Origin of the sequence: Streptomyces sp. NRRL F-5630 (assembly GCF_000719475.1) — a bacterium.
GTDB lineage: Bacteria > Actinomycetota > Actinomycetes > Streptomycetales > Streptomycetaceae > Streptomyces.
Genome location: NZ_JOGO01000029.1, coordinates 14,087 through 38,750 on the forward strand (window position 1 = coordinate 14,087; position 24,664 = coordinate 38,750).

The 24,664-nt window shown below is 72.8% G+C and carries 22 protein-coding genes; 19 read left to right on the forward strand and 3 right to left on the reverse strand.

From position 1 onward, the window contains the following. Nucleotides 1-97 precede the first annotated feature (97 nt). The 10 genes from IF99_RS0115595 (at nt 98) to IF99_RS0115640 (ending at nt 11,522) form a co-directional block, all read left to right on the forward strand. The gene (locus IF99_RS0115595; RefSeq protein WP_030997096.1) at nt 98-1,027 is read left to right on the forward strand and encodes an ABC transporter permease; all 930 of its coding nucleotides are present in this window, start codon (nt 98-100) and stop codon (nt 1,025-1,027) included. Then, nucleotides 1,020-1,988 (forward strand): ABC transporter permease, encoded by a 969-nt coding sequence (locus IF99_RS0115600; protein WP_030997097.1) that lies wholly within the window; start codon nt 1,020-1,022, stop codon nt 1,986-1,988. Before IF99_RS0115595 ends, IF99_RS0115600 begins: the two co-directional genes overlap by 8 nt. A gap of 11 nt (nt 1,989-1,999) precedes the next feature. Beyond that, complete coding sequence (locus IF99_RS0115605; protein WP_030997098.1) at nt 2,000-3,061, forward strand: ABC transporter ATP-binding protein; 1,062 nt, start codon at nt 2,000-2,002, stop codon at nt 3,059-3,061. Then, on the forward strand, nt 3,054-4,199 hold the full coding sequence (locus tag IF99_RS0115610) for an ABC transporter ATP-binding protein (RefSeq protein WP_030997099.1): 1,146 nt from the start codon (nt 3,054-3,056) through the stop codon (nt 4,197-4,199). Before IF99_RS0115605 ends, IF99_RS0115610 begins: the two co-directional genes overlap by 8 nt. A 184-nt stretch (nt 4,200-4,383) precedes the next feature. Then, nucleotides 4,384-6,024, forward strand: coding sequence for a peptide ABC transporter substrate-binding protein (locus IF99_RS0115615; protein WP_030997100.1), 1,641 nt, complete (start codon nt 4,384-4,386; stop codon nt 6,022-6,024). A 257-nt stretch (nt 6,025-6,281) separates the two neighbouring features. Further along, nucleotides 6,282-7,205, forward strand: coding sequence for an ABC transporter permease (locus tag IF99_RS0115620; protein ID WP_030997101.1), 924 nt, complete (start codon nt 6,282-6,284; stop codon nt 7,203-7,205). Beyond that, a complete protein-coding gene (locus IF99_RS0115625; protein WP_030997102.1) occupies nt 7,198-8,211 on the forward strand; it encodes an ABC transporter permease in 1,014 nt (337 codons plus the stop codon). The genes IF99_RS0115620 and IF99_RS0115625 overlap by 8 nt, the downstream gene beginning before the upstream one ends. Before the next feature lie 10 nt (nt 8,212-8,221). Further along, on the forward strand, nt 8,222-9,202 hold the full coding sequence (locus IF99_RS0115630) for an ABC transporter ATP-binding protein (RefSeq protein ID WP_030997103.1): 981 nt from the start codon (nt 8,222-8,224) through the stop codon (nt 9,200-9,202). After that, complete coding sequence (locus IF99_RS0115635) at nt 9,189-10,316, forward strand: ABC transporter ATP-binding protein (protein WP_030997104.1); 1,128 nt, start codon at nt 9,189-9,191, stop codon at nt 10,314-10,316. Before IF99_RS0115630 ends, IF99_RS0115635 begins: the two co-directional genes overlap by 14 nt. Nucleotides 10,317-10,574: 258 nt before the next feature. Next, complete coding sequence (locus tag IF99_RS0115640) at nt 10,575-11,522, forward strand: hypothetical protein (RefSeq protein WP_234340714.1); 948 nt, start codon at nt 10,575-10,577, stop codon at nt 11,520-11,522. On the opposite strand, the gene IF99_RS0115645 is transcribed toward IF99_RS0115640, so the two are convergent. Next, nucleotides 11,506-13,644: a prolyl oligopeptidase family serine peptidase gene (locus IF99_RS0115645; protein WP_030997106.1), complete on the reverse strand. Its 2,139-nt coding sequence runs from the start codon at nt 13,642-13,644 to the stop codon at nt 11,506-11,508. The two genes, IF99_RS0115640 and IF99_RS0115645, sit on opposite strands and share 17 nt — an antisense overlap. 223 nt (nt 13,645-13,867) lie before the next feature. Between IF99_RS0115645 and IF99_RS0115650 the strand changes: the two genes are divergently transcribed. The 8 genes from IF99_RS0115650 to IF99_RS0115685 all read left to right on the forward strand — a co-directional run bounded on the left by IF99_RS0115650 (nt 13,868) and on the right by IF99_RS0115685 (nt 21,937). Further along, nucleotides 13,868-14,062, forward strand: coding sequence for a DUF2304 family protein (locus tag IF99_RS0115650; RefSeq protein ID WP_007822441.1), 195 nt, complete (start codon nt 13,868-13,870; stop codon nt 14,060-14,062). A gap of 156 nt (nt 14,063-14,218) precedes the next feature. Beyond that, nucleotides 14,219-15,148, forward strand: coding sequence for an N-acetyl-1-D-myo-inositol-2-amino-2-deoxy-alpha-D-glucopyranoside deacetylase (gene mshB, locus IF99_RS0115655; protein ID WP_030997107.1), 930 nt, complete (start codon nt 14,219-14,221; stop codon nt 15,146-15,148). Next, entirely contained in the window at nt 15,145-15,582 is a 438-nt protein-coding gene (locus tag IF99_RS0115660; RefSeq protein WP_030997108.1) for a DUF6113 family protein, read from the forward strand. Before mshB ends, IF99_RS0115660 begins: the two co-directional genes overlap by 4 nt. A gap of 227 nt (nt 15,583-15,809) precedes the next feature. Further along, nucleotides 15,810-18,056 (forward strand): hypothetical protein, encoded by a 2,247-nt coding sequence (locus IF99_RS32350; protein ID WP_030997109.1) that lies wholly within the window; start codon nt 15,810-15,812, stop codon nt 18,054-18,056. A gap of 263 nt (nt 18,057-18,319) precedes the next feature. Then, on the forward strand, nt 18,320-19,261 hold the full coding sequence (locus tag IF99_RS0115670; protein WP_030997110.1) for an ABC transporter ATP-binding protein: 942 nt from the start codon (nt 18,320-18,322) through the stop codon (nt 19,259-19,261). Beyond that, nucleotides 19,258-20,082, forward strand: coding sequence for an ABC transporter permease (locus IF99_RS0115675; RefSeq protein WP_078655108.1), 825 nt, complete (start codon nt 19,258-19,260; stop codon nt 20,080-20,082). The genes IF99_RS0115670 and IF99_RS0115675 overlap by 4 nt, the downstream gene beginning before the upstream one ends. 8 nt (nt 20,083-20,090) lie before the next feature. Next, nucleotides 20,091-21,320 (forward strand): sensor histidine kinase, encoded by a 1,230-nt coding sequence (locus IF99_RS0115680; RefSeq protein WP_030997112.1) that lies wholly within the window; start codon nt 20,091-20,093, stop codon nt 21,318-21,320. After that, nucleotides 21,317-21,937, forward strand: coding sequence for a response regulator transcription factor (locus IF99_RS0115685; RefSeq protein ID WP_030997113.1), 621 nt, complete (start codon nt 21,317-21,319; stop codon nt 21,935-21,937). Before IF99_RS0115680 ends, IF99_RS0115685 begins: the two co-directional genes overlap by 4 nt. A gap of 213 nt (nt 21,938-22,150) precedes the next feature. On the opposite strand, the gene IF99_RS0115690 is transcribed toward IF99_RS0115685, so the two are convergent. After that, nucleotides 22,151-22,972, reverse strand: a complete 822-nt coding sequence (locus tag IF99_RS0115690) for a transglutaminase-like domain-containing protein (protein ID WP_030997114.1) — start codon at nt 22,970-22,972, stop codon at nt 22,151-22,153. Then, nucleotides 22,969-24,144: a GNAT family N-acetyltransferase gene (locus IF99_RS0115695; RefSeq protein WP_030997115.1), complete on the reverse strand. Its 1,176-nt coding sequence runs from the start codon at nt 24,142-24,144 to the stop codon at nt 22,969-22,971. The genes IF99_RS0115690 and IF99_RS0115695 overlap by 4 nt, the downstream gene beginning before the upstream one ends. Nucleotides 24,145-24,287: 143 nt before the next feature. Here IF99_RS0115695 and fdxA point away from each other — a divergent pair, with 143 nt between their 5' ends. After that, nucleotides 24,288-24,608: a ferredoxin gene (gene fdxA / locus IF99_RS0115700; protein WP_010267089.1), complete on the forward strand. Its 321-nt coding sequence runs from the start codon at nt 24,288-24,290 to the stop codon at nt 24,606-24,608. The last annotated feature ends 56 nt before the right edge of the window (nt 24,609-24,664 follow it).

The following is a 24,664-nucleotide window of genomic DNA, read 5'->3' on the forward strand; positions in this document are numbered from 1 at the left end:
CGGGCGCATAGCCGCAGCTGGGGGCCCTTTTCCGACGGACGCACCGGACGTCGGGGGAGGGCCCGTTGGCTGTCAGCTGTGACTACATGGAGGCACGATGGGGCGCTACGTCATACGACGCCTGCTCCAGATGATCCCGGTGTTCATCGGGACCACTCTGCTGATCTTTATCGCGGTCTACGCCCTGCCCGGCGACCCCGTGAGAGGTCTTTTCGGGGACAAAACCCCCTCTGGAGCGCAGCTCGACTCGCTCAAGCACGAATACGGTCTCGACCGCAACATATTTGTGCAGTACGGCAACTACATGTGGAACATGGTTGCCCACTTCGACTTCGGCACGCAGATCGCGAGCGGACGTCCGGTGACCGACATCCTCGGCGACGCCTTCCCGGTGACCATCAGGCTCGCGGTCCTCGCGCTCGTCCTGGAGATCGTCTTCGGCATCACCCTCGGCATCCTCTCCGGCATGTTCGCGGGCAAGTTCCTGGATCAGGCGATCCTGGTCCTGACGCTGCTCTTCATCGCCATCCCGGTGTTCGTGCTCGCGTTCCTCGTCAAGACCGCGATCTTGTTCCCGGCGGATCTGCCACCAAACGTCAACGACAGCAACAACTTGGGGCAGATGCTCGCGCCCGCGGCGGTGCTGGCGACGGCGTCGCTGGCCTACGTCGCCCGCCTGACCCGGGGCACGCTCGTCGAGAACCGCCGCGCCGACTACATGCGCACCGCCGTCGCCAAGGGCCTGCCCCGGCGCCGCGTCATCGGTGTGCACCTCATGCGCAACTCGCTGATTCCCGTCGTCACCTTTCTCGGTACCGACCTCGGTGCCCTCATGGGTGGCGCGATCGTGACCGAGGGCGCCTTCAACATCCAGGGCGTCGGCGGGACGATCTACGAATCCCTCGTGCGCCGTGAGGGCACCACGCTGGTGGGACTCGTGACGATCCTCGTCCTCGTCTACCTGCTGTGCAGCCTGCTCGTCGACCTGCTCTACGCGGTCCTGGACCCGAGGATTCGCTATGCCTGACCTCACCAAGGAAGCGGCCGACGAAGCCGCGCAGCACACGCTCGGCGAGGCGGTCCCCACCGCTGACACCGCCGTCGTCGAGAAGGCCGCGACGAACAACAACCGCAGCCTGTGGGGCGACGCCTGGGTGGACCTGCGCCGCCGGCCCATGTTCATCATCTCCGTGCTGATCATCCTGCTGCTCATCGTCATGTCGGCGTTCCCCGGTCTCTTCACGGGCGCCGACCCGACGGCGACGGACCTGCAGAACCACTACCTGAGCAAGCCGAAGCTCGGCCACGTCTTCCAGGCCGACTGGCTCGGTTACGACCAGCAGGGCCGCTCGGTGTACTCCCGCCTCGTCCACGGCACCCGCAACTCGGTCCTCGTGGGCTTCGGCGCGACGATCATCGTGACGCTGCTCGGCAGCTTCGTCGGCATGATCGCCGGGTACTTCGGCGGCTGGCTCGACGCCATCCTGTCCCGCCTGACCGACATCTTCTTCGGCATCCCGTTCCTGCTCGGCGCCATGCTGGTCATGAACGCCTTCACCGACCGCAAGTGGTGGCTCGTCGCCGCCGCGCTCGGCATCCTCGGCTGGACGCAGATCACCCGCGTCATGCGCGGCTCGGTGCTCACCGTCAAGCAGTCCGACTACGTGCAGGCCGCGAAGGCCCTCGGCGCGAGCACCTCGCGGATCATGGTCCGGCACATCCTGCCGAACGCCATGGCCCCCGTGATCGTCGTCGCGACCATCGCGCTCGGCACGTACATCGGCGCGGAGGCGACGCTCTCCTACCTCGGCCTCGGGCTCTCCGCCCCGGCCGTCTCCTGGGGCGCCGACATCTCCGACGGCCTCGCCCAGATCCGGGTGGCCCAGCACGTGCTGCTGTACCCCTCGATCATGCTGACGCTCACCGTTTTCGCCTTCATCATGCTCGGCGAAGCCGTCCGCAACGCCCTCGACCCGAAGCTCCGCTGAGGGAGACGCTCGTGACCATCATCGATTCCACTCCGGACACCGTCCCCTCCCCGCGCGAACCCGGCGCCGAGGGCGCCCCGCTCCTGGACGTGCGCGACCTGCATGTCGAGTTCCACACCCGCGAGGGCGTGGTCAGGGCGGTCAACGGTGTCAACTACACGGTCGGCCCGGGCGAGACCCTCGCGGTGCTCGGCGAGTCCGGCTCCGGCAAGTCCGTCACCGCCCAGGCGATCATGGGCATCCTCGACATGCCCCCCGCCAAGGTCCCGCAGGGCGAGATCCTCTTCCGCGGCAAGGACATGCTCAAGATGTCCCGCGAGGAGGCCCGGCAGATCCGCGGCCAGAAGATCGCGATGATCTTCCAGGACGCGCTCTCCTCGCTCAACCCCGTCCTCACCGTTGGCTACCAGCTCGGTGAGATGTTCCGGGTGCACCAGGGGCTGTCCCGCAAGGACGCCAAGGCCAAGGCCATCGAGATGATGGACAAGGTCAAGATCCCGGCGGCCGCGCAGCGGGTCAACGACTACCCGCACCAGTTCTCCGGCGGGATGCGCCAGCGCATCATGATCGCCATGGCGCTCTGCCTGGAGCCCGACCTCGTCATCGCCGACGAGCCCACCACGGCGCTCGACGTGACGGTGCAGGCGCAGGTCATGGACCTGCTCGCGGAGCTCCAGCGCGAGTACAACATGGGCCTGATCCTCATCACCCACGACCTCGGCGTCGTCGCCGACGTCGCGGACAAGATCGCCGTCATGTACGCGGGCCGCATCGTGGAGACCGCGCCCGTGCACGAGATCTACAGGAACCCGGCCCACCCCTACACCAAGGGGCTGCTCCAGTCGATTCCCCGCCTGGACATGAAGGGGCAGGAACTCTTCGCGATCAAGGGCCTGCCGCCGAACCTGCTCCGCATCCCGGAGGGTTGTGCCTTCAACCCCCGCTGCACCATGGCGCAGGACATCTGCCGCACCGACCGCCCGCCGCTGGTGGACGTGCTCGGCCCCGACGGCGAGCCGCTCGCGGGCCGCCGCAGCGCCTGCCACTTCTGGAAGGAGACGGTCAATGGCTGAGAAGCCGGAGCAGAAGAAGGCGGACGCCGCCCCCAACGTCTCCGCCGTGGAGACGGTGGAGGCGTCCTCCGAGGAGGAGGCCGTCGCCGCGCTCGACGCGAACGTCGGGCGCGGGGAGCCGATCCTCCAGGTGCGCAACCTGAAGAAGCACTTCCCGCTCACGCAGGGCATCGTCTTCAAGCGCCAGATCGGCGCGGTCAAGGCCGTGGACGGGGTCTCCTTCGACCTCTACCAGGGCGAGACCCTCGGCATCGTGGGCGAGTCCGGCTGTGGCAAGTCCACCGTCGCGAAGCTGCTCATGACGCTGGAGACGGCGACCGCGGGCGAGGTCTTCTACAAGGGCCAGGACATCACCAAGCTGTCCGGTCGCGCCCTGAAGGCCGTGCGCCGCAACATCCAGATGGTGTTCCAGGACCCGTACACCTCGCTCAACCCCCGCATGACGGTCGGCGACATCATCGGCGAGCCCTTCGACATCCACCCGGAGGTCGCGCCGAAGGGGGACCGGCGCAAGCGCGTGCGGGAGCTGCTGGACGTCGTCGGGCTGAACCCGGAGTACATCAGCCGGTACCCGCACCAGTTCTCGGGCGGTCAGCGCCAGCGCATCGGCATCGCCCGCGGCCTCGCGCTCAACCCCGAGGTGATCATCTGCGACGAGCCGGTCTCCGCGCTCGACGTCTCGGTGCAGGCGCAGGTCATCAACCTGATGGAGCGGCTCCAGGACGAGTTCAACCTGTCCTACATCTTCATCGCGCACGACCTGTCGATCGTCCGCCACATCTCGGACCGGGTCGGGGTCATGTACCTCGGCAAGATCGCCGAGATCGGCACCGACGAGCAGATCTACGAGCACCCCACGCACCCGTACACGCAGGCGCTGCTCTCCGCCGTCCCGGTCCCCGACCCGGAGGCGCGCGACCACCGCGAGCGCATCATCCTTTCGGGCGATGTGCCCTCGCCGGCGAACCCGCCGTCGGGCTGCTCCTTCCGCACCCGCTGCTGGAAGGCGCAGGACAGGTGCGCGCAGGAGACGCCCCTCCTCGCGGTGCCGGAGGTCTTCCGTATGAAGGAGATCCCGGCCGCGCACGAGTCGGCGTGCCACTTCGCCGAGGAGAAGGACGTCGTGAACGCCGCCTGAGGCGTCCCGCCCGTCCGGCCCGGAGGCCCCGTCACCGCGAGGTGACGGGGCCTCCGCCGTACCCGGCCCCCCTCCGGCCGCGCCCTCTCCTGTGACTCACCCGGCTCAGCTCGTCGTGCGCGCTTGTACCTTATGCGATGGTATGAGGCACTAAGTGCGATATGACGCTCACGAGGAGGCACCGATGCGAGGAGCCACGCACGCGAAATGGGCCGCGGGGGCGGCGGTCGTCGCGCTGGCCGCGACGGCCTGCGGCGGCGGTGGCGGTGGCGGTGGTGGCGGGGGCGGCGGTGGTGGCGGTGGCATCGTGCGCGCCTCGTGGGGCGATCCGCAGAACCCCCTGGAGCCGGCGAACACCAACGAGGTGCAGGGCGGCAAGGTCCTCGACCTGGTCTTCCGGGGTCTCAAGCGGTACAACCCCAAGACCGGCAAGGCCGAGGACATGCTGGCCGAGAAGATCGATACCAAGGACTCCCAGAACTTCGACATCACCGTCAAGAGCGGCTGGACGTTCTCGAACGGCGAGAAGGTCACCGCCAAGTCCTTCGTGGACGCCTGGAACTACGGCGCGAACCTGAAGAACAACCAGAAGAACGCGTACTTCTTCGGCCAGATCGACGGATACGACAAGGTGCACCCCTCGTCCGGGCAGGCCAGCGCCCAGACGCTCTCCGGGCTCAAGGTCACCGGGGCACGCACCTTCACCGTGCGGCTCAACCAGAAGTTCTCGACCTGGCCCGAGACCCTCGGCTACGCGGCCTTCGCCCCGCTGCCCCGGTCCTTCTTCGACAACCACGCCCAGTGGCTCAAGAAGCCCGTCGGCAACGGCCCCTACACCATCGAGTCGTACAAGCGCGGCTCGCAGATGCAGCTCCGCAAGTGGGACGGCTACCCCGGCAGCGACAAGGCGCAGAACAACGGCGTCGACCTCAAGGTCTACACCGACGTCAACACCGCCTACACGGACCTGACCGCGGGGAACCTCGACCTCGCCGACGACATCCCGGCCAACCAGCTCCGGAACGTCAAGAACGACCTCGGCAACCGGTACATCAACCAGCCGGCCGGGATCATCCAGACCCTCGCCTTCCCCTTCTACGACGAGGCGTGGGACGGACCCAAGAGCGCGGACCTGCGCAAGGGCCTGTCGATGGCGATCAACCGCAAGCAGATCACCGAGACGATCTTCCAGAAGACCCGCACCCCCGCCACCGACTGGACCTCACCCGTGCTCGGCACGGACGGCGGGTACAAGCCGGGGCTGTGCGGCGCGGCCTGCGACTACAACCCGGCCGAGGCGAAGAAGCTCATCGAGGGCGCGGGCGGCATCCCGAACGGCCAGGTCAGGATCGGCTACAACGCCGACACCGGCTCCCACAAGGAGTGGGTCGACGCCGTCTGCAACAACATCAACAATGCCCTGGGCAACGACAAGGCGTGCGTGGGCGACCCGACCGGCACCTTCGCGGACTTCCGCAACAAGATCGGCCAGCACAAGATGCCAGGGCCCTTCCGCGCCGGCTGGCAGATGGACTACCCGCTCATCCAGAACTTCCTCCAGCCGCTGTACTACACCGACGCCTCCTCCAACGACGGCAAGTACAGCTCGAAGAAGTTCGACAGCCTCGTCAACAAGGCGAACGCCCAGACGGACACCAAGAAGGCCGTGACGACCTTCCAGGACGCCGAGAAGGTCGTGCGCGACGACATGGCCGCGATCCCGCTCTGGTACCAGAACGGCAACGCCGGCTACTCCGACCGCCTCTCGCACGTGGCCCTGAACCCCTTCAGCGTCCCGGTCTACAACGAGATCAAGGTCAGCTGACGGCCGGAGGGCCCCGGCCGTCGAAGGGTGTCCCGCCGGCCCGGCGCACTCCCCGTGCGCCGGGCGTCGGCGTTCACCCGTACGGGCCGCGCGGCCCCCGTGCCGCCGCGGCCGTACGCCGCCCTCCCGGCCCCCGGCCCGCGGCCGTACGCCCTCCCGGCCCGCCCCGCCGCCCGTACGCCCCCGGGCCCCGTGGCCGCCGCCCCTCCTCCCGCCCCCACCCGCCAGGGCCCGCGCCCCCAATCCCGGAGCTGTCCATGGGACGTTATGTGATCCGGCGTCTGCTCCAGATGATCCCGGTCTTCATCGGCGCCACGCTGCTGATCTTCCTGATGGTGAACGTGATGGGCGACCCCATCGCGGGCCTGTGCGGTGACCGCCAGTGCGACCCGGCCACCGCCAGCCAGCTCCGTCACGACCTCGGCCTCGACAAGCCCGTGTGGCAGCAGTACCTCACCTACATGGGCAACCTCTTCACCGGGGACTTCGGCACCGCCTTCAACGGCGAGTCCGTCCTCGCCCTGATGGGGGACGCCTTCCCGGTCACGATCCGGCTCACGATCATCGCGATCATCTTCGAGATCGTCATCGGCATCAGCCTCGGCGTCCTCACCGGACTGCGCCGCGGCAGGCCCGACGACACGGGCGTCCTCATCCTCACGCTCGTCGTGATCTCGGTGCCGACCTTCGTCACCGGCCTGCTGCTCCAGCTGCTCCTCGGCGTGAAGTGGGGCTGGATCCGACCGGCCGTGTCCGCCGAGGCCCCCTTCGGCGAACTGATCCTGCCCGGACTCGTGCTCGCCTCGGTCTCGCTCGCCTACGTCACCCGGCTGACGCGTACCTCGATCGCCGAGAACCGCCGCTCCGACTACGTCCGCACCGCCGTCGCCAAGGGGCTGCCGCGCCACCGCGTCATCGTGCGGCACCTGCTGCGCAACTCGCTCATCCCCGTCGTCACCTTCATCGGCACCGACATCGGCGCCCTCATGGGCGGCGCGATCGTCACCGAACGCATCTTCAACATCCACGGCGTCGGCTACCAGCTCTACCAGGGCATCCTGCGGCAGAACACGCAGACGGTGGTCGGCTTCGTGACCGTCCTCGTCCTCGTCTTCCTGATCGCCAACCTCCTCGTCGACCTTCTCTACGCCGTTCTCGACCCGAGGATTCGCTATGCGTGAGCCCGAGCCCACTCCGGAGTCCGAGCCGGAGCCGGAGAACCACCTCCCGCCCGCCGACGAGGCGGTCGGCGCCGTCGGCCAGGGCGGCGCGACGGCCCTCGCGACCGGTGAGGGCGGCAGCCTGGTCGGCGAGGAACCCGAGGGCGGCGACCCGCGCGAGAAACCCCGCAGCCTCTGGTCCGACGCCTGGCGCGACCTGCGGCGCAACCCGGTCTTCATCATCTCCGCGCTGATCATCCTCTTCCTGATCGTGATCTCGATCTGGCCGTCCCTCATCGCCTCGGGCAACCCGCTCACGTGCGATCTCTCGGACGCCCAGAAGGGCGCCCGCGCCGGACACCCCTTCGGCTTCACCAACCAGGGCTGCGACGTCTACACCCGCACCGTCTACGGCGCCCGCGCCTCGGTGACCGTCGGCGTCTGCGCGACCCTCGGCGTCGCGATCCTCGGCTCGATCCTCGGCGGGCTCGCGGGCTTCTTCGGCGGCTTCTGGGACTCGATCCTCTCCCGCCTCACCGACATCTTCTTCGCGATCCCCGTCGTCCTCGGCGGCCTCGTCCTGCTCTCCGTCGTCACCTCGAACACGGTCTGGCCCGTCGTCGGCTTCATCGTGCTCCTCGGCTGGCCGCAGATCGCCCGCATCGCCCGCGGCTCCGTCATCACGACGAAGCAGAACGACTACGTGGAGGCCGCGCGCGCCCTCGGCGCCTCCAACACCCGGATGCTGCTCCGCCACATCGCGCCGAACGCCGTGGCGCCCGTCATCGTCGTCGCGACGATCGCGCTCGGCACGTACGTGGCGCTCGAAGCCACCCTGTCCTTCCTCGGCGTCGGGCTCCGGCCCCCCACGGTCTCCTGGGGCATCGACATCTCGGACGCCTCGGGGAACGTGCGCAATGCCCCGCACATGCTCCTGTGGCCCTCCGGGGCCCTGGCGATCACCGTGCTCGCCTTCATCATGCTCGGCGACGCGGTGCGCGACGCCCTCGACCCCAAGCTGCGCTGAGGAGCCCGCCATGCTGCTGGAAGTGCGAGACCTGCACGTCGAGTTCGCGACCAGGGACGGCGTCGTCAAGGCCGTCAACGGGGTCAGCTACGACGTCGACGCGGGCGAGACCCTCGCCGTGCTCGGCGAATCGGGCTCGGGGAAGTCCGTCACCGCCCAGGCGATCATGGGCATCCTCGACACACCGCCGGGCCGCATCCCCTCCGGCGAGATCCTCTTCGAGGGCCAGGACCTGCTGAGGATGAAGGAGGACCGCAGGCGCAGGGTGCGCGGCGCCGAGATCGCGATGATCTTCCAGGACGCGCTCTCCTCGCTCAACCCCGTCCTCACCGTCGGCCAGCAACTCGGCGAGATGTTCACCGTCCACCAGGGCCTGTCCCGGAAGGACGCCCGCGCCAAGGCCGTCGAGCTCATGGAACGCGTCCGCATCCCCGCCGCCAAGGAACGCGTGCGCCAGTACCCGCACCAGTTCTCCGGCGGGATGCGCCAGCGCATCATGATCGCGATGGCGCTCGCCCTCGAACCCAAGCTGATCATCGCGGACGAGCCCACCACGGCCCTCGACGTGACGGTGCAGGCCCAGGTCATGGACCTGCTCGCGGAACTCCAGCGCGAGTACCACATGGGCCTGATCCTCATCACCCACGACCTCGGCGTCGTCGCCGACGTCGCGGACAAGATCGCCGTCATGTACGCGGGCCGCATCGTCGAGACCGCGCCCGTCCACGAGATCTACCGGGCTCCCGCGCACCCCTACACCGAAGGGCTGCTCCAGTCGATCCCGCGCCTCGACCGGAAGGGCCGCGAGCTGTACGCGATCAAGGGGCTGCCGCCCAACCTCCTGCACATCCCGGACGGCTGCTCGTTCAACCCCCGCTGCCCGCGCGCCCGCGAACGCTGCCTGCACGACGACCCGCCGCTCTACGAGGTCTCGCCGACCAGGGCCAGCGCCTGCCACTACTGGAAGGAGACCCTCGATGCATCGCGATGAGCACGGCAGCCGCCGGGAGGCCAGGCGCGAGGGGCGCGAGGCCGAACGGCTCATGTCCGCGGCGCACCGGAAGAACGCCTACGCGGCCGGTGAGGCGATCCTCGAAGTACGCGGCCTCGCCAAGCACTTCCCGCTCACCCAGGGTGTCGTCCTCAAGCGCCAGGTCGGCGCCGTCAAGGCCGTCGACGGCGTCGACTTCGACCTGCGGGGCGGCGAGACCCTCGGCATCGTCGGCGAGTCCGGCTGCGGCAAGTCGACCGTCGCCAAGATGCTCGTCCACCTGGAGGAGCCCACGAGCGGCACGATCCGCTACAAGGGCGAGGACATCAGCAAGCTGTCGGGCCGGGCGCTCAAAGCCGTGCGCCGCAACATCCAGATGGTCTTCCAGGACCCGTACACCTCGCTCAACCCCCGGATGACCGTCGGCGACATCATCGGCGAGCCCTACGACATCCACCCCGAGGTCGCGCCCAAGGGGGACCGGCGCAAGCGCGTGCGGGAACTGCTCGACGTCGTCGGGCTCAACCCCGAGTACATCAACCGCTACCCGCACCAGTTCTCCGGCGGCCAGCGCCAGCGCATCGGCATCGCCCGCGGCCTCGCGCTGCGCCCCGAGATCATCGTCGCCGACGAGCCGGTCTCGGCCCTCGACGTCTCGGTGCAGGCGCAGGTCATCAACCTGATGGAGCGCCTCCAGCAGGAGTTCGACCTCTCCTACGTCTTCATCGCGCACGACCTCTCGATCGTCCGGCACATCTCCGACCGCGTCGCCGTCATGTACCTCGGCCGCGTCGTCGAGACGGGCACCGACGAGCAGATCTACGAGCACCCCACGCACCCCTACACGCAGGCGCTCCTCTCCGCCGTCCCCGTCCCCGACCCCACGCACCGCGAGCACCGCGAGCGGATCATCCTCACCGGGGACGTGCCCTCGCCCGCCGACCCGCCGAGCGGCTGCCACTTCAGGACGCGGTGCTTCAAGGCGCAGGAGAAGTGCGCGGTGGAGGACCCGGTGCTCGCGGTCCCCGAGTGGTTCAGGGGACGCGGCATCCTGGCGGAACACCCCTCCGCCTGCCACTTCGCGGAGGAGAAGCGGATCGTGCCCACCGAGTGAACGGGTACGGCAGGGGCTTAACACGCAGGCAACCCGGCGGACGTCGTTCCGATATACGGACGGGGGAAGCTTCTTCCTGTACGGCCGTGCGGGTGCCGTTTGGACCGGCCGGGGCGGCTCTTGCCGCCCCGGCCGGTTTTTGCTCGGTCCCCGGGGCTCCGCTCCTGCCTCGCCGCAGGGCTCCGACCGGGGGGCGAGGTGCGGGTGGGACGTCTGGTGGCCGATGCCGCCCCGCGCCTGTGTGGCACCTTTGGGCGCATGGGGCGTGTTTCGGGTGGACGTGCGCGGTGGGCCGGGGTCTTCGCCTGCGCGCTGCTCGCGCTGGGCAGTCTGGTGTGGGCCGTGCGGGACCTCTCCGTCGCCCACTGGCATCCCGGCAGGGTCTGGTGGCTGTGGGCCGGTTCGCCGTCCGCCTGGGGCGGGGGCTCCGTGCAGGTCACCTCGCTCGGGGACGCCGTGCTGCTCGTGCTCGGCGTGTGGGGCGCCGTACGGGGCGTCAGAGCCCCCCGCACCGCCGCCCCGGCGCTCGCCGCCGTCGGCGCCTGCGCGCTCGTCGTGCGGCTGCCGCCCTCCTGGCTGCTCGCGCAGCCCTGGACGGGGCCGTGGGCGGGGGAGGGGCCGCGGGGACTCGCGCGGGTCACCGATCTCGCGGGGCTGCTGCTCGGGGTGCTCCTGCTCGGCTGCGCCTTCGCCGTGCGGCGCCCGCGCGGGGACAGGCCGCCCACGGCCCGTACCGCCGCCGTGGTCCTGCTGCTGTCCGCCGGGCTCCTCGCCGTCTGGGAGGCCGTGCGCGCCGGGGACTACGGGGCCGCCGCCTACCGGGGCGCCCTGCTCGGCAACCGCAGCACGACCCTCACGCTCCTCGCGACCCCCCAGCCCTGGTGGGCCGCCGCGCTCGTGCTGCTCGCCCTCGCCGCCGGGATCGCCTGCGCGGCCCGCGCGCGGTCCGGGCGCGCGCTCGGCACCGCCGCCGGGGCGATGCTCCTGGCCTGGGGGCTCGTCAGGCTCTCCGTGGCCCTGCGCCAGGAGCGCTTCGACGGGGCGCTGAGCGGCACACCGCGCGTGCAGCTCTCGCTCGCCAGCACCCTCGCCTACGTCCTCGCCGGGCTCGCCGTGCTCGCGCTGCTGCGCACGCCCGCGCGCAGCGGGGCCGCCGCCGAGGAGCCGGCGGCGACGGCCCCCGTGCCCGTCAGTCGCGCGCGCTGAGCCCCAGTGAGCGGCGCAGGAAGTCGACCTGGAAGAGCAGCAGGTTCTCCGCGACCTCCTCCTGCGGCGTCATGTGCGTCACGCCGCTCAGCGGGAGGAACTCGTGCGGGCGGCCCGCGGCGAGGAGCGCCGAGGACAGGCGCAGCCCGTGCGCGACGACGACGTTGTCGTCCACGAGGCCGTGGACGAGCAGGAGCGGGCGGTGCGGCTCGCGCGCCTCGGAGAGGCCCTCGTCGGTGACGAGTGAGTTGTGCGCGTACGCCTCCGGCTCCGCCGCGGGGTCGCCGAGGTAGCGCTCCTGGTAGTGCGTGTCGTAGAGCCGCAGGTCCGTCACGGGGGCCCCGGAGACGGCCGCGTGGAAGACGTCGGGGCGGCGCAGCACCGCCATCGCGGCGAGGTAGCCGCCGAAGGACCAGCCCCGGATCGCGACGCGCGTGAGGTCGAGCGGGAAGCGGTCCGCGAGACCGTGGAGCGCCTCGACCTGGTCCTCCAGGCTCAGCGTCAGACGGCGGTTCACCGACTTCTCCCACGCGGGCGAGGGGCCCGGCGTGCCGCGCCCGTCGGCGACGACGACGGCGAAGCCCTGCTCCGCGAACCACTGCGAGGTCAGGTGCGGGTTGCGGGCGGCCACGACGCGCTGGCCGTGCGGGCCCCCGTACGGGTCCATGAGGACGGGGAGCGGCCCCTCCTCCTCGCGGTACCAGGACGGCAGCAGCACCGCGCACGGGATCTCCCGCGCGCCCCCCGTCGTGAGCACCGGGCGCGGCGTCAGCCCCGGCGTCTCGGCGTACGAGGCGAGCCGCGCGATCTCCTCGCCGTCCCGCAGCACGCGGTACGCCGTCCCCCAGGTGTCCGTGGTCGCGCTCGTGAGGACCGTCAGCGGGCCGCCGCGCACGGCCGAGTGGACCCCCGGGCCCTCGCTGACCCGCTGGACGCCGAGCGCGCTCACGCGGTGCACGTGGATCTCGCCGGTCTCGCGCTCCGCCGCCTCCGCGCCGGCCGACGCCGAGACCAGCACGTCGTCGGCGCCCACGTCGAGCACCGAGCGGATCTGGAGCGTCCCGCCGGTCAGGAGCCGGTCGCCGACCGCGAGGACCCGCGCCCCGCCCTCGTCCGCGATCCGTACGAGCTTGCCGTCCGGCGTCCAGGCGGGGGAACCCTCGCGCAGCTCCACCCAGTCGGGGTCCTCGTCCGCGTGCACCATCCGCGTCGCGCCGCTCTCCTCGTCCACACCGAGGTAGAGGACCGCGCGCTGGTCCCTGGACTGCACGAGCAGCAGCGGCGCCCCGGCGGCCGACCAGTGCACGCGCGCGAGGTACGGGTAGCGCGCGCGGTCCCACACGACCTCGGTGCGGCCCCCTTCGAGGTCGTGGAGGAAGAGCCGCACGTCCGCGTTGGGCGTGCCGGCCCGGGGGTAGGCGACCGAGGCCGGCTCGCGGTCCGGGTGCGCCGGGTCGGCGATCCACCAGCGCCGCACGGGGGACTCGTCGACGCGCGCGACGAGGAGCCGCGCGCTGTCGGGCGACCACCAGAAGCCGCGCGTCCTGCCCATCTCCTCGGCCGCGACGAACTCCGCGAGCCCGTAGGTGACCTGGGCCTCCTCGGGGGCCGCGAGAGCCCGGTCCCCGCTGCCGTCCGCGTCCACGAGCCGCAGGGCGCCCTCGGACACGTAGGCGATCCGCGAGCCGTCGGGCGAGGGGCGAGGGTCGATGACCGGTCCGGGCACGGCGAGCGCGCGGCTCGCCCCGGAGCGCAGATCCGTCGTCCACAGGCGTCCCGACAGCGCGTACACCGCCGTCGTGAGGGCCGCGTCGCCCGCGTACCCGACGATCCCCGTCGCGCTCTCCCTGGCCCGCTCACGCCGGGCGCGCTCCCGCGCCGAGAGCCGTTCGCCGCCCGCGCCGAGCAGCGCGGCCGGATCGGCGAGCAGCCGCTCCGCGCTCTTGCCGTCCTCGGTCACGTCCAGAACCCAGAGCATCTGCGACCGATCAGTCCCTGACCTGGAACGAAGGAAAACGATCCGTGAGCCGTCCGGGGCGACGGTGAGGGAGCGTGGCGCTCCGAGGGTGAAGCGCTGACTGCGCGCGTACTGGCGGGGGAAACTCAGGGACTCCGTTGTCATGACCCCAGCCTAGAAGCCCGGTTGGCGGACGGTGCGCCCCTCATGCTCCGGTGCGACGACTCATGCTCAGGCACTCATAGTTATGATCCGTAGCGCAAGGTGGGTGCAGGTCCGCCGTGCGAAGCGGGTGCCCGGGGACAGCGCTGTTCCCGTGCGTTCGCACTCCCGGCGCCGACCGCCGGGAGACTTCTCCGCAGTTCGCGAGCATGGGAGGTGAGCCGCCGTGGCGCTCTCGATTTCGGCGGTGGTCCTGATGTTGATCATCGTCGTCCTGCTCGTCAGGAAGTCGGGGCTGAAAGCGGGGCACGCGGTCGTCTGCGTGCTGCTCGGCTTCTTCCTGGCCGGCTCCTCGATCGCACCGACGATCAGGGAACTGACGAACAACGTGGCGGGGATGCTGGGGGACATCAAGTTCTGAGCCACCGCCACCCGGACGGCGAGCACGGGGTCCGGGGCGGAGTGCGGGCGGGCGCGGGGGCCGCGCGGTGGGGGGCACGCGCGGGTGCGGGGGCCCGCCGTTCCGCTCACGGCGGGTGGCGGGGTGCCGTCCCGGCGGGGCTCGTAGGCTGGGGCCATGACCGAGAACGCCCGTCCGCGACTGCTCCTCGTCCACGCGCACCCGGACGACGAGTCGATCACCACCGGGGCCACGATGGCCGCCGCCGTCGCGAGCGGCGCCGAGGTCACCCTCGTGACCTGCACCCTCGGCGAGGAGGGCGAGATCATCCCGCCCGCGCTCGCCCCCCTCGCCGCCGACCGCGCCGACCGGCTCGGCACGTACCGCAGCGGCGAACTCACCGCGGCCATGGCCGCCCTCGGCGTCCGCGACCACCGCTTCCTCGGCGGGCCGGGACGCTACCGCGACTCCGGGATGCGGGGCGCCCCGCAGAACGACCGCCCCGGCTCCTTCTGGTCCGCGCCGCTCGACGAGGCGGCAGGGCACCTCGTCGCGGTCATCCGCGAGGTGCGGCCCGACGTCCTCGTCACCTACGACCCCGACGGGGGCTACGGCCACCCCGACCACATCCAGGCCCACCGCGTCGCGATGCGCGCCGCCGAACTCGCCGCCGCGCCGGGCCGCCTGCCCGAGGCCGGACCCGCGCACACGATCGCCAAGACGTACTGGAACCGGCTCCCGCGCCCCGTCGCCGAAGCCGCCTTCGCCGAAGCCCGCCGCGCGCTGCCCGACAGCCCCTTCACCACGCTCGCCGCCGTCGACGACGTCCCCGGAGTCGTCGAGGCCGCGCGCGTCACGACCGCCGTCGACGCCCGCGCCCACCTCCCGGCGAAGCTCGCGGCGATGCGCGCCCACGCCACCCAGATCACCGTCGCCGAACCCCTCTTCGCCCTCTCCAACGACCTCGCTCAGCCCGTCTTCGGCATCGAGTACTACGAGTTGGTGCGCGGCGAGGCGGGGCCGCCGGGCCCGGACGGCTACGAGGCGGGGCTCTTCGCCGGGCTCGTGCCGCCCTCCTCTTCCTCCGCCAGGGAGCCGCAGTCATGAGCAACAAGCCCAAGGTCCCCGCCCAGCGCACCGCTCCCGAGGGACACTTCCTCGCCGCGCCGCCCAAGCCCGCGCGCATCGCCGGGTACGTGGGCGGCGCCCTGCTCGGCCTCGTCACGGGGCTCGCCGGGGCGCTCGTGCACGCGGCGCTGCCGCCCGGCGGACTCGCCCTCGCGCTCGCCGCGCTCGCCGGGCTCTGCTACGGCGGTGCCCAGCTCGCCCGCACCCTCGCGGGCGGCCTGATCCCGGCCCTCGGCTGGCTCCTCGCCGTCGTACTGCTCACCACGACACGCCCCGAGGGCGACTACGTCTTCGGCGCCGGGCTCGGTTCGTACGGCTTCCTGCTCGGCGGCATGGCCGTGGCTGTGATCTGTGCCACCGGCGGGCGGCCCGGCGGCTGGGCGGGTCCCGGAACGGTGCGTACGAGCGCCTGACGGGGTACCCGGACCGGTACCGGTCCAGGACCCGGCGAAGTCGTGAGCGCGCACCTGACCATTCACGCGAAAGCCCCGGAAGTCCCGACTTCGGCCCGCGGGCCGGACGGAGCGCGTCCGGCGGCCAGTATGGTGGTGCGCGCCGCCGAGCCACCCCCCACCTTCGGCAGGGGAGCCCCCTCGCGGGAGGTCGTGACGGGCGGTGGAGCCAAACAGGAGAGCCTGCCTTGAGTCGTGATACTGAGAGTTCGTCCTCCGGCCCCCGGGGGAGCGGCGGCGGTGCCGCCTACCCCTCGGGCACGCCCCCGTACGGCACCCCGGCGCAGGGCGAGGACGGCGCAGCCGCCCCGCAGGACGCCGCGGCCTCCGGCGCGGGTCGCTCCGAGGAGCGCAGGACCGAGACGACCATGACGACCCGGATCAAGATCAACATCCCCGGGTCGCGGCCCATCCCGCCCGTCGTGCTGCGCACGCCGATGAGTGACAGGGAGAAGGAGGAGCGCGCCGCGCGGGGCGAGGACACAGGGCCCCCGCAGGGCGGCGCTCCGCAAGGCCGTGAGCGCTCGCGGCCCGCGCCCGTGCCGCCGCCCCCGGGCGAGCGGGACGGCGGCCAGGGGCCCGCCGAGCGGCCGGGCCCCTCGGGGCAGCCCGCGCGGCCCGGTCCCGCGGGGGCGTCGGGGCAGACCGCGGGCGGTGGCGCGCCGCGTGAGGACAAGCCGCCGAGCGACTGGTTCGCGCCGCGCAAGAACGGGACCCGGGGCGGCAACACGCCGAGCCCGGTGGCGCCGTCGCAGGGCGGCGGGACCGAGGGCGCGGGGCTGCCGGGGGGCGGGACGCAGGGAGCGGGTGTTCCCGGCACGCCTGGCGCTCCCCGCGCGGCCGGTGCTCCGGGCGCCTCCGGCGGGAGTGCGCCCGCCGCCGGCGGGTACGGTGCGCAGACGCCCGCCGCCGGTACGCCCCTCGGCCGGGACGCGGGGAGGCAGCAGCCCCCGCAAAGCGGCCGGAGCACGGGGGCCTACGACGTCACGCAGGCGTTCGCCGACGCGCCGCCGCAGGCGACGCCGCGCGCCGGTGGGCCGCGGAGCGGTGGCCCGCAGGCCGGTGCCTCGGAGGCCGAGACCACCGCGCAGCACCCCGCGCCCGGTACGCCCCGTTCGCCGTGGCCCTCCGTCGACGACACCGCGATCCTCACCCCGCAGCAGCTCCGCGCCCCCGGCGGCCCCTCGGGCGGCCCCGGCGACGGTGGCGCGGGCGGCCCGGGCAACGGCGGCCCCGGCAGCGGCGGCGCGTCCGCCGGTCAGGTCTCCGGTGACACGCTCACGGGCGGCCTCCCCGTCGTCCCGCCGCGGTGGGAGAGCGACCAGGGCGGCGACCGCGTGACGATGCGCCAGGACCCGCTGGGCCCCGGCGCCGGATCGCCCTCCTTCCCCGTCCCGGGAGCCGCCGCGCGGTTCCCCGAGCCGGTCACCTCGCCCGCCGGGCCCGAGCAGCCGTCCTCGAAGGCCGCGAAGTCCGCGAAGCCGAAGAAGAAGGGCCGCAGCAAGCTCGGCCTCCTCCTCGGCGCCGTCGTCGTCATCGCGGCGGGCGGTTACGGGGCGGGCCTCCTGATGAACCGTTCCGACGTTCCCAAGGGCACCACCGTGCTCGGTGTGGACATCGGCGGCGGCACGCGCGACGAGGCCGTCAACAAGCTGGACTCGGCCCTCGCCAAGCGGTCCCTCACCGCGCTGCCGCTCAGCGTCGACGGCAAGGCGGTGAGCCTCAAGCCGGACAAGTCGGGGCTCTCGCTCGACACTCAGGCGACCGTGCGCGGCGCGGCGACGAGCGACTACAACCCGGTCTCCGTCTTCGGCTCGCTCGTCGGCAAGGAGCGCGTCGTCGACCCGGTCATGCCCGTCGACAAGGAGAAGCTCGCCGACTCGCTGAGCCGGGTCGCGGGAACGTCGGGCAGCCTCCGGGAGGGAACGATCAAGTTTTCCCCGGGCAAGGCCACGCCTGTGCACGGCAAGCCGGGCCGCACGCTCGACGTCGACAAGTCGATGGACATCGTGGCGCGGGCGTACCGGGACCAGGTCGAGGCGGGGGCCACCAAGCCCGTCTCGCTGCCGCTCACCGAGCACAAGCCGGAGATCTCGGACGCCGAGGTCGACCGCATGATGAAGGACTTCGCCGAACCGGCCATGTCCGGACTCGTGACGATCAAGGCCGGTACGGCGTCGATCCAGTTCGGCCCGGACCGGTCGCTGCCGCAGATCCTCGGCGTGAAGGCGGTCGGCGGGAAGCTCGTCGACACGTACGACCTCAAGGCCCTGGAGACCCTGTACGGCTCGACCTTCGAGGGCGTGCTCATCACCCGTGGCACGGGCGAGAAGACGGCCGTGACCCCCCAGGACGTCGTGGGGGCGCTGCGGGAGGCGCTGCGCGGGAAGACGGCCGCCGAGCGGACGGTGGAGATCAAGACGAATCCCAGCTGACGTCGGGGACGGGCGGGGGGCGGGTCCTGAGGGGGACTCGTCCCCCGTCGTGGGTTCGGCCCTCTGCCGGGCGGGCCCCTTCAAAGGCTCCGCCCCCGCGCCCCCGCTCCTCGAACGCCGGAGGGGCTGGATTGCGCGGGCGGGCCTGATCGTCGGGGCTGGTCGGTGGGGCGTTCCTCGCGGCGCCGCATGACATCTGTCATCCCCGAGTCGCGACGCGCGCCACTGCCGCCGCGCCCCGCTCGCGCGCCATCCTCTACCGCATGACGGATACACGTGATGTGACGGCGCAGCCTCCCGTCGTCGCCTTCGACGACGTGACGAAGAGCTACGGCGAGGTGCGGGCCGTGGCCGGGCTCTCGCTCGTCCTGCGCCCCGGCGAGACGGTCGCGCTGCTCGGCCCCAACGGCGCCGGCAAATCCTCCACGCTCGACCTGCTCCTCGGCCTGCGCCGCCCCGACGCGGGCACCGTGCGGCTCTTCGGCGGCTCGCCCGAGCGCGCCCTCGCCGCCGGGCGGGTCGGGGCGATGCTCCAGAGCGGCGGGCTCATGGAGGACGTGACGGTACGGGAACTCGTCACCTTCGCGGCGCGGCTCCACCCGCGCCCGTACCCGGTCGACGACACCCTCGCGGTCGCCGGGCTCACCGGAGTCGCGGAGCAGAAGGTCAACAAGCTCTCCGGCGGGCAGGAGCAGCGCGTGCGGTTCGCGCTCGCCACCGTCGGGGACTGCGACCTCATCGTGCTCGACGAGCCCACCACCGGCATGGACGTCACCGCGCGCCACGCCTTCTGGGCGACGATGCGCGAACAGGCCGCCTCCGGCCGTACGGTCCTCTTCGCGACCCACTACCTGGAGGAGGCCGACGCGATCGCCGACCGCGTCCTCGTCCTCAACAAGGGCCGCCTCCTCGCCGACGGCACGGCCGCCGAGGTCAAGGCGCGCGCCGGTGCCCGCCGGATCTCCTTCGACCTCGAACCCGCCGCGGCCCCGGGACTCGCCGAGCGCCTGCGCCCGCTCCCCGGGCTCACCGAGGTCACCGTCTCGGGCCACTCCGTACGCCTCGCCTCGCACGACGCCGACGCCACCGTGCACGCCCTGTACGCCCTCGGCGACCTCTACCCGCGCAACCTCGAAGTCCGGGGCCTCGGCCTCGAACAGGCATTCATCGCCCTCACCACGGCCGAGGAGGCCACGACCGCATGAGCAACGAACCCGCCGCCGCCACGGTCCCCCTGACGGCCCCGGCCCGCCCCGCGCCCGCCACCGTCCCCCGCTCCTCGCTCACCCGCACCCTCGCCCTCCTGCGCCTGGAGATCGCGAGGACCACGCGCAACGGGAAGTTCCTCTTCTTCTCGGTGCTCTACCCGGCCGGTCTCTTCCTCCTCATCACGGCGGGCCAGAACGGCGACGCCAAGGTCGGCGACCTGAGCCTGTCCGCGTACTTCATGGTCTCGATGGCGTCCTTCGGCGCGCTCACCGCCGTGCTCGTCGGCAACAGCGAGCGCATCGCGAGGGAGCGGGAGAAGGGCTGGGTGCGGCAGTTGCGGCTCACACCGCTGCCGGGCCACGGCTACGTGGTCAGCAAGATCGGCTCGGCGGCCGTCGTGAGCCTGCCCTCGATCGTCGTCGTCTTCGTCGTCGGCGCGCTCGCCAAGGGCGTGCGGCTCGACGCCTGGCAGTGGCTCGCGCTCCTCGGCCTCATCTGGGCGGGCAGCCTCGTCTTCGCCGCGCTGGGCGTCGCGATCGGCTACCTCGCGACGGGCGACGCGGTCCGCCCGCTCACGATGCTCGTCTACTTCGGGCTCTCCCTGCTGGGCGGGCTGTGGCTGCCCACCACGAACTTCCCGCAGTGGCTCCAGAGCATCGCCTCCTGGACCCCGACCCACGCCTACGCGGCGCTCGGCCAGTCCGTCGAGGCGGGCGGCGCGCCGCACCTGAAGGACATCCTCCTCGTCGTCGGCTACCTTCTCCTCTTCACGGCGGTCGCCGCCCGGCTCTACCGCAAGGACACCCTGAAGGCGTGACGGCACCGATGACGACCAGCGCACCCCCGCCCCGCTCCCGCCTTCCACGTCTGCTCGCGCCGTTCGCCCGCCCCGCGCTCCTCGGCAGCCCGCCGGGCAACCGGCGCGCGCTGCGCGGGAAGGTCCTGTGGATCGGGGTCTGGCTCGTCTTCCTGATCGACCCGCTCGACGACCTCGTCAGCGGCCCCCACGGAGCCCCCGCGCGTGCCGCAGGGTGGGCGGGGCTGCTCGTGTTCGTCGCGTGCTACCTGACGCTCGTCGTACGGGACGTCACCCGGCCGTACACGTCGCTCCGCGCCCTCGTCCTGCTCGGCCTCATGCTCGCCCTGGCCGTCGCGCTGCCGCTCGGCCTCGGCGAGTCCTGGTACGTCCTGCTCGTGTACTTCGCCGTCTCGTGCGCCGCCGCGCTGCCGCTGCCGTACTCGCGGTACGCGGTCGTCGCCTCGGCCGCGCTGCTCCTCGCCCTGCCGCCGCTGCGCGGCCACGACCCCGCCTGGGAGACGGTGATCCCCGTCCTGCTCGGCGGGTTCGCCATGACGGGGGTGCGGGAACTGGTGCGCACGACCGTGGAACTGCGCCGCGCCCGCGCGACCGTGGCCGAACTCGCGGCGAACGAGGAGCGGCTGCGCCTCGCCCGCGACCTGCACGACCTGCTCGGGCACTCGCTCTCGCTCATCACGCTCAAGAGCGAACTCGCGGGCCGCCTGCTGCCCGCGCACCCCGCCGAGGCCGCCCGCCAGGTCACCGAGATCGAACAGGTCGGCCGCCAGGCCCTCACCGACGTCCGCGCCGCCGTGGGCGGCTACCGGCAGCCGACGCTCGACGGCGAACTCGCCGGTGCCCGCATCGCCCTCGCCACCGCCGGAATCGCCGCGCACCTCCCCGACGAGGCGCCCGCGCTGCCCCCTGAGCCCGCCGCCGCGCTCGCCTGGGTCCTGCGCGAGGCCGTCACCAACGTCGTGCGCCACAGCGGCGCCCGCGCCTGCCACGTGAGCCTCACGACCCGCCAGAGCCTCCAGGGCCGATACCTGGACCTGCGCGTCGAGGACGACGGCGAGGGCCCGGCCGGAGCCTCGTACGGCAACGGCCTGACGGGGCTGCGGGAACGCCTCGCCGCGGTCGGCGGCACCCTGACGACGGGGCCGGCCCGCGCGGGGCGCCGCGGCGGATTCGTCCTGCACGCCCACGTGCCGCTGGACGACGCGCCGCCCGGTGACCCGCCTAAGCTGCCCGCATGACGACGCAGTCCCCCGTACGCCTCCTGCTCGCCGAGGATCAGGCGATGGTGCGCGAGGCGCTCGCCGCCCTGCTCGGCCTGGAGGGCGACATGACCGTGGTCGCGCAGGTCGCGCGCGGGGACGAGGTGCTCGCCGCCGCGCGGGCCCACGCCGTGGACGTCGCGCTGCTCGACATCGAGATGCCCGGCATGACGGGGCTCGACGCCGCCGCCGCGCTGCACCGCGCGCTGCCCGGCGTCCGCGTCGTCATCCTCACGACCTTCGGCAGGCCCGGGTACCTGCGGCGCGCCATGGAGGCGGGCGCGAGCGCCTTCCTCGTCAAGGACGCCCCGGCCGCCGAACTCGCCGCCGCCGTGCGCCAGGTGCTCGCCGGGGAACGCGTCATCGACCCCGCCCTCGCCGCCGCGGCGCTCGCCGAGGGAGCCAACCCCCTCACGGCACGCGAGGCGGAGGTCCTGCGCGCCGCCGCCGGAGGCGCGGGCAACGCCGAACTCGCCACCGCCCTCCATCTCTCCCAGGGCACCGTCCGCAACTACCTCTCCACGGCGATCCAGAAACTCGCCGCCCGCAACCGCGCCGACGCCGTCCGCATCGCGCGCGAGAAGGGGTGGCTGTGAGGGCCTGAGCCCGGTCACCCGTAGAGCGGGAGACGCGTCGCGTCCCGGTCGCCCGGCGCCTCCCGCTCCGCCCGCGTCCGGCGCCGCCCGGGGCCGCCCGCGCGGGGGCGGGACCTCGCGCCGGACCGGGCCTCAGTGCCGCAGGCCCCGGCCCGGGTGCGCCTGCGGACCCCCCTCCCGCACGGGCACACCCGCACGGGCACCCGCGCGGCCTCAGTTCAGATGTGCCCGCGCCGCGCGGCCCTCGGCTCGTACCGCCTCCGCGAGTTCGCCCGAGACCGCCTCGACGACCTCCGCGTACCGCTCGAACTCCGCCGCCGCCTCCAGGTAGTCGCCGCGGCGCACCAGGAGGCGCGCCCGGTCGCGGCGCAGTCCGGCCGGGTGGGAGGGGAGGAGCAGGCCCAGCTCGGCCGCCCACAGGGCGACGTCCGTGCGCTCGGGGCGGGCCTGTGCCCAGGCGGCGATGTTGCCGAGGACGCGCCGGACGATCTCCAGCGGGCCCGCCGGGGAGAGGCGGTCAGGCGTCAGGGGGCCGCCCGCCGTCCGCTCCACGAGGCCGGCCGCCTCCGCACGGTCCAGGGGCCGTCCCGCGCCGAAGGGGTCCACGAGGACCTCGCCCGGCTCGCCGAGACCCACGACGAAGTGACCCGGCAGCGCGACCCCGTGCACCGGCGCCCCCGCCCGCCGCGCCACCTCGATCCACACCACGGAGAGCAGGATCGGCAGCCCCCGCCTGCGCCGCAGCACCTCGTGCAGGAGCGAGGACTCCAGGCGCGCGTAGTCGCGCGGCTCCCCGTGGAAGCCCTCGCGCGCGCCGAGCACCTCGCGCAGTGCCCGCGCCCAGTCCGCCGGGCCCCCGGGACGGAAGGGCAGCGCGCCCGCGAGCCGGTCGAGTTCGGCCTCGGCCGCCTCGATGCCCGCCGGGGTCAGCTCCTCGTCGCCCTCGGCCGCGAGCAGCAGGCACAGGCGCGAGAGCGAGGGCCGCTCCTCGCGCGCCTCGGCGGCGAACAGCGCCCTGCGCTCGGCCCGGTTCACGCCGCCTCCGGGGCCCGGTAGTGGTGGTAGTGGTGGTGGACCGTGAAGCCGAGCCGCGTGTACAGCGCGATCGCCGCCTCGTTGTCCCGCTCGACCTGGAGCCACGCCGCCGAGGCGCCTTCCGCGAGCGCCGTCCGCGCGAGCGCCCCCATGACCCGCTGCGCGAGCCCGCGCCGCCGCTGTTCCGGGGCCACCTCGACCGCGGCGAACCCGGCCCACCGTCCGTCCACGACGCACCGGCCGATGGCGTCCGGCACCCCGGCGGTCCCGGACACCCCCGTGCCCGTATGTGCGAAACCCCCGCCCCCGGAGGCCGGTTCCACGCCCTCCCCGCCCCCGCCCGCTGGGACGTCCGCCGCGTCGATGCGCGCGAACCACGGCGAGGGCCCGCTCGCCAGCACGGCCCGCACCCCCTCCGGCACCCCGCCGGACTCCTGGCCCGCCGCCCGGTGGTACCGCCTCAGCCACGCCTCGTCCGGCGTCCTGCCGAGCCGCACCCCCGGATCGACCGCCTCCGGCCCCTCGGCGACCGGCGCCGCGACGGCCAGGGAACCCACGGGCTCGGGCCCCAGCTCGGCGAGCGGCGCCAGCGCGCCGACCATCACCAGCGCCGACACCTCGCGCCGCCACCCGAGCGCCTCCAGCTCGGCGGCCAGCACCTCCTGCGTGTCCCCCGCACCGGTCGCGAGCTGCGCGTACGCGGGCAGCCCCCGCGCCCCGTACCACTCCCGCACCCGGTCGAGGGCCAGCGGGAGCGGCATCCCCGGGTCCCCGAGCGGCAGCACGGAGTTGGCGCGCCGCGTGAAACCGGCCCCGTCCACCACCGAGGCCCGCAGCAGCCAGCCGCCGAGCGCCTCGCGCTCCGCCGCCCGCCAGCCCCGCTCCTGAACCCCCGCCAGCTCCGCGTAGTCCGCCGCGGGACCGCGCCGACGCGCCGGGGCCGCCGGGACGGTCTTCGCCGCGACCACGGCTTCCTCCGCGAGCCGCACCCGCGTCCCGTCCCGCCGGGTCACGAGCAGCACGCCCTCCTCCCAGGATGTGAGAATGCCCACCGTGTCCGTGAAAGCGGCCCCGGGAGCGGCCTCTTCGGCGACACTCCGCACGGTGACCCGTTTGCCCACGTCAGACGCGGTGATCCGGACTTCAAGGCGTGCTCCCGCCGCGAATTCCATGGTGTGGACCGCCCCTCCTGTTCGGATCATGACCCCGAGCGGAGATACTAGGTGCCGGGCATCGACGACGCCGCTCCCGCGCGCGCCAGGCGGCGGGACCCCAGGACGGGCCCGCCAGCGCCCTATCGAGGAGGAACGACAGCGTGACCTACGTCATCGCGCAGCCTTGTGTCGACGTCAAGGACAAGGCTTGCATCGAGGAGTGCCCGGTCGACTGCATCTACGAGGGGAAGCGTTCCCTCTACATCCACCCGGATGAGTGCGTCGACTGCGGTGCCTGCGAGCCGGTCTGCCCGGTCGAGGCGATCTTCTACGAGGACGACACCCCGGAGGAGTGGAAGGACTACTACAAGGCGAACGTCGAGTTCTTCGACGAGCTGGGCTCGCCCGGCGGTGCCAGCAAGCTCGGCCTGATCGAGCGCGACCACCCCTTCGTCGCCGCCCTTCCGCCGCAGAACGGGTGAGCCGCGGGCCCCTGCGGCCCGTCTCCGCTTCCCCGGTGCGCCCGCGCACTTCCGGT